We start from the raw sequence: 789 nt of genomic DNA on the forward strand, positions 1-789 counted from the left end.
TCGGGAAGACCTCCCAGCTCGTCGGCACGATCCGCACCCAGTGTCCCGTGGCGAACAGCAGCACCACGAAGATCACGCCGTTCAGCAGCCACAGGATGTCGAGCGCCTGGTGGAACCAGAGGTTCAGGCTGATCTTGCCCTTCGGGTTGTTCCGCGGCGTCCAGAACACGCTCGGCCGCTTCTCGGTGCGCACCTGCAGGCCCGACCGGATGATCAGCACGATCAGGAACATGTTGAAGAAGTGCGCCCAGTTGACCCACGGCGCGAAGCCGGGCTCGACCGGGATCGGCGGCTCGTACTCGCCCGGGAAGGCTGCCAGGAAGTCCTGCAGGAAGGGGAGGCTGAGCAGCGCGCGGACCAGAGCCACGGCCGCGGCCGCGAGCACACCGAGAGCGGCGGCGCCGAACAGCACCGCGATCGCCTGGGTCCAGGTCGGGCGCCGGCGAGCGGTCGGGGTGGCGATCGTGGCAGCGGCCGGGAGGTGTCGGGGGGCACGACCGTTCCAGACCGTGCGGGTCCAGGGCAGCGGTGTGCTGATGTCGGCCGCGGGCGCCAGGGTGGTACCGGGGGCGGCGGGCTCGGCAGGCGGCGCCGCCGGAGACGGCGTCTCCGGGATCAGCGCGGCATCCGGCGTCACGGCCGCGGCCGTGGCCGCTCGCGCGGGCGCGGTGCCGGCAGGCGGCCACGGCTCGCCACCCGGCACACGAGGCAGTCCGCGGCGGACGCTCTCGCCCCCGGCGGAGGTCGTCGGAGCGGGCACCGCATCGGACGCCGGGTCCGACGTCGGCG

General features: G+C 73.5%; 1 pseudogene. It reads right to left on the reverse strand.

Annotation, left to right across the window (positions count from 1 at the left end):
- Positions 1-789 (reverse strand): annotated as a pseudogene (locus B2W79_RS16585) (cytochrome b/b6 domain-containing protein); the annotation flags it as partial.

This window comes from Microbacterium sp. UBA7513, assembly GCF_002478345.1.
In the GTDB taxonomy this organism is placed as follows: Bacteria; Actinomycetota; Actinomycetes; order Actinomycetales; family Microbacteriaceae; genus Microbacterium.